The 9,436-nt window shown below is 59.9% G+C and carries 3 protein-coding genes; all 3 read left to right on the top strand.

Annotated features, from left to right (window positions below):
• Positions 1-130: 130 nt before the first annotated feature.
• From recC to recD, 3 genes are read left to right on the top strand one after another with little or no spacing between them, the layout of a single operon-like run.
• Positions 131-3,583 (top strand): exodeoxyribonuclease V subunit gamma, encoded by a 3,453-nt coding sequence (gene recC / locus IC37_RS08485; protein ID WP_030128149.1) that lies wholly within the window; start codon positions 131-133, stop codon positions 3,581-3,583.
• The gene (gene recB / locus IC37_RS08480) at positions 3,580-7,269 is read left to right on the top strand and encodes an exodeoxyribonuclease V subunit beta (RefSeq protein WP_030128148.1); all 3,690 of its coding nucleotides are present in this window, start codon (positions 3,580-3,582) and stop codon (positions 7,267-7,269) included. The genes recC and recB overlap by 4 nt, the downstream gene beginning before the upstream one ends.
• Positions 7,266-9,374 (top strand): exodeoxyribonuclease V subunit alpha, encoded by a 2,109-nt coding sequence (gene recD, locus IC37_RS08475; RefSeq protein ID WP_030128147.1) that lies wholly within the window; start codon positions 7,266-7,268, stop codon positions 9,372-9,374. The genes recB and recD overlap by 4 nt, the downstream gene beginning before the upstream one ends.
• Positions 9,375-9,436 lie beyond the last annotated feature (62 nt).

Raw genomic sequence — 9,436 nt, 5'->3', positions numbered from 1 at the left:
ATGCAGGTAGGGGTTTTGTTTTGTCCGCAGGAAAGTTCGTACAGCATCATCGGACCGCTCCCGGCTGTCACAGTCTGCCGACAGTGCTAAGGTTCGGCCCTAGCTTTTGTATTTTCCCAAGGAAGCCTTTATGCCGGACGCTACGTCCCTCAGTGCTGGTTTTATGGTGGTTCACGGCAATCGCCTGGACGAGTTACGCAGCCTGGTGGTCAGCTGGATGCGGCGCTACCCGCTGGCTCCCTTGGAAAATGAAATCGCCTTGGTACAGAGCAACGGCATCGCCCAGTGGCTTAAGCTGGCATTGGCCGAAGACCCTGAAGATGACGACATGGGCGGCTGTGGAATCGCCGCTGCCATCGACGTGCAGTTACCGGGCAGCTTCATGTGGCAGCTCTATCGTATGGTGCTGGGACGTGACGAAATCCCGGTCAAATCCCTTCTCGATAAAGCCCCGCTGACCTGGCGTCTGATGCGTCTGCTGCCACAGTTGATCAATCAACCGCACTTCGAACCCCTGCAGCGCTTTCTTACCAATGACACCGACTTACGTAAACGCTATCAATTGGCGGAGCGACTGGCGGATCTGTTCGACCAATATCAGGTCTACCGTGCCGACTGGCTCGAAGACTGGGCAGAAGGTCGTCATCAGTTACGAAATGGCAGAGGCGAAGCCAAAGCCCTGACCCCGGCCAACTGTTGGCAGGCGGAGCTGTGGCGTGCGCTGTTGTTGGATGTTGGTGAGCAAGGCATGGCGCAAAGCCGCGCAGGCGTCCACCAACGCTTTATCGAGCGGATCAATAGTCTCTACGTAGCGCCCAGTGGTTTGCCTTCACGGGTGATCGTTTTCGGGATTTCTTCATTGCCTGCTCAAGCCCTGGAAGCGCTTGCCGGGCTTGCTCGTTTTAGCCAGGTCTTACTGTGCGTACACAACCCATGTCGTCACCATTGGGCGGACATCGTCGCCGATAAAGATCTATTGCGACATCAGTACAAGCGTCAGGCTCGCAAGAGCGGCATGCCAGTTGTGCTCGACTCGCAAACGCTCCATCAGCATGCTCACCCGCTACTGGCAGCGTGGGGTAAACAGGGGCGGGACTACATTAATCTGCTCGACAGTTACGACGATCCCAATAGCTATCGCTCGGCATTTCGCGACGGGCGCATCGACCTTTTCAGTGAAAACCAGCCACAGAACATGCTCAATCAGTTGCAGGACGACATCCTGGAATTGCGTCCCCTGAACGAGACTCGCGAACGTTGGCCCGTTGTCGATCTGAAAAAGGACGAATCGATCCGTTTTCACATCGCCCATAGCGCTCAACGCGAAGTGGAGATACTCCACGATCAGTTGCTCGCACGATTCAGTGCTGACCCAGACCTGAGGCCTCGCGACGTAATCGTGATGGTCCCGGACATCGACAGTTATGCCCCGCACATCCGTGCTGTCTTTGGTCAGCTTGATCGCTTTGATCCGCGCTTCATTCCTTTCACACTTGCGGATCAAGGTCAGCGCGGCCGGGATCCGCTATTGATCGCTGTCGAGCATCTGCTCAAACTGCCCGATAGTCGCTTCCCCGTCAGCGAAATCCTTGATCTGCTCGACGTTCCGGCATTACGCGCTCGGTTTGGCGTAGAGGAGCGTGACCTGCCGACCTTGCATCGCTGGATTGAAGGCGCGGGTATCCGCTGGGGGATGAACGCTGAGCAGCGCGCGGGTCTGGGCCTGCCTGAAGAGCTGGAGCAAAACAGTTGGCGTTTCGGTCTGCGACGGATGCTGCTGGGTTATGCCGTGGGCAGTGCCAGTGCCTGTGAGGGCATCGAACCCTACGATGAAATCGGTGGTCTGGATGCCGCACTCATAGGTCCCTTGGTGGCATTGTTGGATGCGCTGGAAATTGCCCATCAGGAACTCACTCATCCTGCAGCACCCAAACAATGGGGCTCGCGGTTGCAAGCTTTGGTGCAGTTATTCTTCCTGGCCAGTAACGAGCATGACGACTACTTGCTGGCCCAACTCGAAGAGCTGCGTGAGACCTGGCTTGAGACTTGCGAGTCTGTAGGTTTGCAGGACGAATTACCGCTGACCGTAGTCCGTGAAGCCTGGCTGGCGGGCCTTGACCAAGGTCGCCTGTCTCAGCGCTTCCTTGCCGGGGCCGTTAACTTTTGTACCTTGATGCCCATGCGAGCTATCCCCTTCAAACTGGTCTGCCTGCTTGGCATGAATGACGGCGATTACCCTCGCGCGCAGCCGCCGCTGGATTTCGACCTGATGGGCAGTGACTACCGCCCCGGCGATCGTTCCCGACGCGAAGATGATCGCTATCTGTTGCTGGAAGCATTGTTGTCGGCACGCGACCAACTCTATATCAGCTGGGTCGGTCGCAGTATTCGGGACAACAGCGAGCGCCCTGCTTCGGTGTTGATAGGGCAGTTGCGTGACCATCTCGGTAGCGGCTGGCGACTGCACAATGACAATGATGACCTGCTTGAATCCATGACTCAGGAACATCCGCTGCAACCTTTCAGCGCTCGCTACTTTCACGAAGGCGATGATCTATTCAGCTACGCCAGCGAGTGGCAGGTTCTTCATCAAGCCAGTGATCTGGCGACTGATATCGAAGTACTTGAACCCTATGTCCAGGACGAACCGCTGAGCCTGGGGCAGCTGCAGGATTTTCTGCGCAACCCTGTACGACATTTCTTCAGTCAGCGGCTCAAAGTGTTCTTCGAGGCTGCCGAAGTGCCTTTGGCAGATGAGGAGCCATTCGTACTCGATGCGCTGCAACGCTATAGCCTCAGCGACAGCTTGCTCGAAGCGGCGCTGGGGCAACTGGAGCAAACCGATCAGGTACTGGAGGCGCAGGCAAAACGCCTGCAAAACAGCGGGCTCTTGCCCATGGCCGGTTTTGGCGAATGTCTTCAGCGAGAGTTGATCGAGCCGCTGCCGGATCTGCTGCTGCGTTATCAGCAACTTCTGGCGTTATGGCCGACCCCGCTTACCAGCGCGTTGCCGGTGAGTCTGGAACTACAAGGATTGCGTCTGGAGGGTTGGCTCAGTGGCCTGCATCAACGCGCAGATGGCGGGTTGTTGTCGGTTACTACGATTCCTAACAGCATCGGTTCGATCAAGGCCCGCAAATGGCATCGCCTGACGCGACCTTGGGTCAATCACCTGGTTGCCTGTGCCAGCGGCATGCCGATGACAACCGCGTTGGTGGCCAGTGACGACAGTTTGCTGCTCGGTCCGATGGAGGAGGCGGCAGCATCCCGGGTTCTGGGCGATCTGTTGTTGGCCTGGCAATCGGGCATGCGTCAGCCGCTGCCGATTGCAGTAAAAACAGCGTTCGCCTGGCTCGCTCAAACCGACCCGGCCAAAGCTGACGCTGCTGCCCGCAAGGCCTATGAAGGCGACGGCCAGACCACTGACGGCGAGCGCCGCGAAAGCCCGGCGCTCACTCGGCAATACGCCGATTACGATGCACTGATTGCCGACGAGACCTTCCCCGATTGGTGCAACGCTTTGTATCGGCCGCTGTTTGAGGCCTCCTGGCGTTCATCGACCAGCGAGGAGGCGCGCTCATGACCACGAAAACACCGTTGGCCCTGGCATTCCCTCTGCGTGGCAGCCAACTGATCGAAGCCAGCGCCGGGACCGGTAAGACCTTCACCATTTCAGCGCTGTACTTGCGTCTGGTCCTTGGCCACGGCGGCGAGTCGAGTGGTTTTGGCCGTGAATTGCTGCCGCCGCAAATCCTCGTGGTGACCTTCACCGATGCCGCGACCAAAGAGCTGCGCGAACGTATTCGCACACGGCTGGCTGAAGCAGCACGGTTTTTCCGCGATGAAACATCGGCGCCGGATGGCCTCATTGGCGAATTGCGCGAGCAGTACCTCCCCGAACAGTGGTCCGGTTGTGCAAATCGCCTGGACATCGCCGCCCAGTGGATGGATGAAGCGGCGGTATCGACCATCCACAGTTGGTGCCAGCGCATGTTGCGCGAACATGCGTTCGACAGTGGCAGCCTGTTTACCCAGACCCTGGAAACCGATCACAGCGATTTGCTCGGCGAAGTCCTGCGCGACTACTGGCGACTGTTCTGCTATCCAATGCAAGGCGATGCACTGAACTGGGTTCGCGGCAATTGGGGCGGCCCGGCGGCGTTATTGCCACGAGTGCGTGGGTTGTTCGCCAGCGAGCGTGACAGCGTTGCAGGTAAAGAGCCCGCCGAGTTGATTGCCGAGTGCCTGCAGGAACGACGGGCCGCTTTGCTCGAACTCAAGATGCCCTGGCGCCAATGGGCGGATGAGTTGCTTGCCATCTGTCACCAGGGTGTCGCAAGCAAGAGCGTCGATGGCCGCAAGATGCAGCCGCGCTACTTCGAACCCTGGTTCGAGAAACTTCGGGCCTGGGCCGAAGACGAATCGCTCGAGCAGTTGGACATTGGCACCGGCTTCACTCGCCTGACCCCCGATGGCATGGCTGAAGCCTGGAAAGGTGAAGCTCCCCGTCATCCCGGTCTCGATGCAATGCCCGGTCTCAAGACCAGCCTCGATGGTTTGCCGACCCCCGATGCCGCCGTGCTGCAACACGCCGCTCACTGGGTCGGTGCACGGTTCGAGGAAGAGAAGCGTCGCCGCGCGGAGATGGGCTTCGATGACATGCTGCTGCGGCTCGATGCGGCTTTGCAGTCCGAAGGCGGTGAGCGCCTGGCAACACTGATTCGCGAGCAATTCCCGGTCGCGTTGATCGACGAATTCCAGGACACCGACCCGGTGCAGTATCGAATCTTCGAGAGCATTTATCGCATCGAAGACAACAACCCTGAAACCGGTCTGTTTTTGATCGGCGACCCGAAGCAGGCGATTTATGCCTTCCGCGGAGCCGACATCTACACCTACCTGCGCGCTCGCCAGGCCACCACTGGCCGACTGCATACCCTGGGCACCAACTTCCGTTCCAGTCATGGCATGGTCAGTGCGGTGAACCATGTGTTCGAGCGCGCCGAATCTCGTGAGCAGGGGCGCGGAGCATTCCTGTTTCGTGAGAAGAATGGCGAGAACCCGGTACCGTTCCTGCCCGTCGAATCCCAGGGGCGCAAAGAAGTTCTGCAGATTGATGGTCAGGTTGTACCGGCCCTGAACATCTGGCACCTGTCCGCCGATCAGCCACTGTCTGGCGCGGTGTATCGACAACAACTGGCCGCTGCCTGCGCCAGTGAAATCACCGCGCTACTCAATGGCGGTCAGCAAGGTCGCGCTGGCTTCATCCAGGACGGTAAGGACTTCAACGGTCTGCTGCCATCGGATATCGCAATTCTGGTGCGCGACGGCAAAGAGGCTCAGGCCGTGCGTGGCGAACTTTCGGCCCGCGGCGTGCGCAGTGTTTACCTGTCAGACAAGGACTCCGTATTCGCCGCGCAGGAGGCCCATGACCTGCTGACCTGGCTCAAGGCGTGTGCCGAGCCGGATGTCGAGCGTCCCCTCCGTGCCGCTCTTGCCTGCATCACGCTGAACCTTTCGCTGGCTGAGCTGGAACGGCTGAATCAGGACGAACTGGCTTGGGAAGCACGGGTCATGCAGTTCCGCGGTTATCGCGAGCTCTGGCGCAAGCAGGGCGTGCTGCCAATGCTGCGACGTTTGCTGCACGACTTCCGACTGCCCCAGGCGTTAATCGCGCGCAACGATGGCGAGCGGGTGCTGACCAACCTGTTGCACCTGTCCGAGCTGCTACAGCAGGCCGCTGCCGAACTCGATGGCGAGCAAGCGCTGATCCGTCATTTGTCCGAGCATCTGGCATTGTCCGGCCAGGCAGGCGAAGAACAGATTCTGCGTCTGGAAAGCGATGAGCAATTGGTCAAGGTTGTGACCATCCACAAATCCAAAGGACTTGAATATCCGTTGGTGTTTCTGCCGTTCATTTGCTCGGCAAAACCGGTGGATGGCAGCCGTCTGCCGTTGCATTACCACGACGCGACGGGCAAAGCTCAACTGAGCTTGAAGCCAACGCCGGAGTTGATCGCCCAAGCCGATGATGAGCGCTTGGCCGAGGATCTTCGGCTGCTCTATGTCGCCCTGACCCGGGCACAACATGCCTGCTGGCTCGGTGTGACTGACCTCAAGCGCGGCAATAACAACGGTTCGACGTTGCATCTTTCAGCGTTGGGTTATCTGCTGGGCGGTGGTGTGCCATTGGTCGAGTCGGCAGGGTTGCGGCGATGGCTGGAGGATTTGCAGCAGGACTGCCCGGCGCTGAACTACGGTGAAATGCCTGAAGCGAGCGCCGCGCATTACCATCCGCCGCGCAATGAAGCGACCTTGCTTGCGCCGCTGGTACCCAAGCGCAAGGCCAGCGAAAACTGGTGGATCGCCTCCTACAGCGCGCTGCGCATTGGCGACAGTCTGAGCGTGGGTAGTGACGAAGCTCCGGAGAGCCCGCAAGCGCAAAAGCTTTTTGACGACGAACGTCTCGATCCGCAAGCTCCGCGAGAAGTGATTGCTGGCGGCGCGGATATCCATCGATTTCCTCGCGGGCCGAACCCCGGCACTTTTCTCCATGGATTACTCGAGTGGGCCGGTGGCGAAGGTTTTACCGCAGCACCACAGACTGTGGAAGACGCCATCGCCCGCCGCTGCAATCGCCGTGGCTGGGAAGGCTGGATCACGACGTTGAGTGATTGGCTACAGCACTTGCTCAAATCCCCGCTGCACATCGGCGGCGGGCAGGCGCCGGTGGTGTTCGAGCAACTGACCCAATACCGGGTCGAGATGGAGTTCTGGTTCGCCAGTCATAAAGTCGATGTGGTCAAACTAGATGAACTGGTACGCCAATACACCCACAACGGCGTGGCCAGGGTGGCTGCCGAACCGGTGCTGCTCAATGGCATGTTCAAAGGCTTCATCGACCTGACGTTCGAGCACGACGGTCGTTATTACGTCGCTGACTACAAATCCAACTGGCTGGGCGTCGATGACGCGGCCTATACCGAGCAGGCCATGGAGCAGTCGATTCTCGATAACCGTTACGACCTGCAATATGTGTTGTACCTGCTCGCCCTGCATCGCCAGCTCAAGGCGCGGCTGGTCGATTACGATTACGACCGGCATGTCGGAGGGGCGTTGTACCTGTTCCTTCGCGGTACACGCGCGGCCAGCCAGGGCGTGTATTTCGCCCGTCCGCCACGGGAGCTGATCGAGCGTCTGGACCGGTTGTTCCAGGGCAAGCCAGAGCCCAAGGCCGAACCCGCCTGGGAACAGGGAGTACTGCTATGAGTCGCACCTTCGCCGATTTGCTGCCCACGCCGTTGGCGGCCGAAAGTCTGGCGGATCTGGCCCCGCTGAGTCGCGCAGATGACTTGTTGCTGCTGCTCACGCGCTGGGTCGAACGCGGTTGGCTGCGGGCGCTGGACAAGGCCTTCGTGGCCTTTCTCCACGAACTTGCCCCCGACGATGATCCACTGGTGCTGCTGGCCGCCGCGTTGACCAGTCATCAGTTGGGTCATGGCCATGTCTGTCTGGATCTGTTCGAAACGCTGAAAGAGCCGGACTTCGCTCTGTCGCTACCGCCGGAAGGTGATCTGCAGAGCGGTGCGATGTTGCTGCCGTCGCAATTGCTTGAGGCGCTGGACGGTGCTCATTGGTGCAAGGTCCTGGCGTCCAGTCGTCTGGTGGCTCTGGCCGTCGACGGGCGTGAGGCCGCGCAGCACCGGCCATTGGTGCTATCGGGTAAACGCCTGTACCTGCGCCGCTATTGGGCTTACGAACGGCGCATCGACAACGCCCTGCGTCAGCGTCTGGCGGCACACGAAACAACACCGAATGATTTGCCCCAACACCTGACCGGCCTGTTCGGTCCAGCCAGGCCTGATGAAGTGATCGACTGGCAGAAGCTCGCTTGCGCCCTGGCTACCCGTAGCGCATTCAGCATCGTCACCGGCGGCCCGGGAACCGGCAAGACCACTACGGTCGTGCGCTTGCTGGCATTGCTTCAGGCGCCCGCGATTGAGGCTGGCAAACCGCTGCGCATTCGTCTCGCGGCACCCACTGGCAAAGCTGCCGCACGATTGACCGAATCCATCAGCCAACAGGTTCAAACCCTGGAGGTTGCTGAAACAGTGCGGGAGAAGATCCCATCGGATGTGACCACCGTGCACCGTTTGCTCGGCAGTCGTCCCGGCACCCGGCATTTCCGGCACCACGCCGGCAATCGCTTGCCGTTGGATGTATTAGTGGTGGACGAAGCCTCGATGATCGACCTGGAAATGATGGCCAATCTGCTCGACGCATTGCCGGCCCATGCCCGTCTGGTGCTGCTCGGTGACAAGGATCAACTGGCGTCGGTCGAGGCCGGTGCCGTCCTGGGCGATCTGTGCCGCGATGCCGAAGCCGGTTGGTACAGCCCGCAGACACGCCAGTGGCTGGAGGCAGTCAGCGGTGAAAACCTCCGTAGCAGCGGCTTGCACGAAGACATCAACGGAACGCATCCCCTGGCCCAGCAAGTGGTGATGCTGCGCCATTCGCGGCGCTTCGGCGAAGGAAGCGGCATCGGTCAGTTGGCCCGTTGGGTCAACCGGCAGCAACCCGAGGAAGCCCGCAAGTTATTGGCGGCAGGAAGCCATGACGACGTATTTTCCCTGCCTCTCAAGGGTGAGCAGGACCGGGCGCTGGAGCGCTTGCTGCTCGAAGGCCATGGCGAGGGGCCGCAAGGTTATCGGCATTACCTGAGTCTTTTGCGCAGTCAGCGCCCACCGCTCAACAGCCCGCTCGATGATCCACGCTGGGCCGATTGGGCTCGGCTGGTGCTGCAAGCTTTCGACGCCTTCCAGCTGTTGTGCGCGGTACGCAAAGGGCCTTGGGGTGTGGAAGGCTTGAATCAGCGAGTGACCGACGCGCTGCTCAAGGCTCGGCTGATCGACAGCGACCACCAGTGGTACGAAGGTCGGCCCGTGCTGATGACCCGCAACGACTATGGCCTGGGGTTGATGAACGGCGATATTGGCATTGCCCTCAAGCTGCCGGAACGTGAGGGGCCCGATGCAGGGCGGCAAGTACTGCGTGTGGCCTTCCCGCGCAACGATGGTCAGGGCGGTGTGCGCTTTGTGCTGCCAAGTCGGCTCAACGATGTCGACACCGTGTACGCAATGACCGTACACAAATCCCAGGGCTCGGAATTTGCCCATACGGCGCTGATTCTGCCCGACGCCCTGAACCCTGTGCTCACCAAGGAACTGATCTATACCGGGATTACCCGGGCCAAACACTGGTTCACCCTGATTGAGCCTCGCGCCGGTGTATTCGAAGAGGCCGTGCGGCGCAAGGTCAAGCGTTTGAGCGGGTTGATGCTGGAGCTGGAAGAGGGTATCGAGCCGGGCCACTAAACGGGCGGCACCGGACGAAGGAATCTGTCCGAAGTGCCGTGGTGCCTCGCCTCGCTGGTGTT

The organism is Pseudomonas sp. QTF5 (genome assembly GCF_000512695.2).
Taxonomy (GTDB): Bacteria; Pseudomonadota; Gammaproteobacteria; order Pseudomonadales; family Pseudomonadaceae; genus Aquipseudomonas.
The sequence above is the reverse complement of the archived record's forward strand: the minus strand, read 5'-3'. Positions and strand labels throughout refer to the sequence as shown.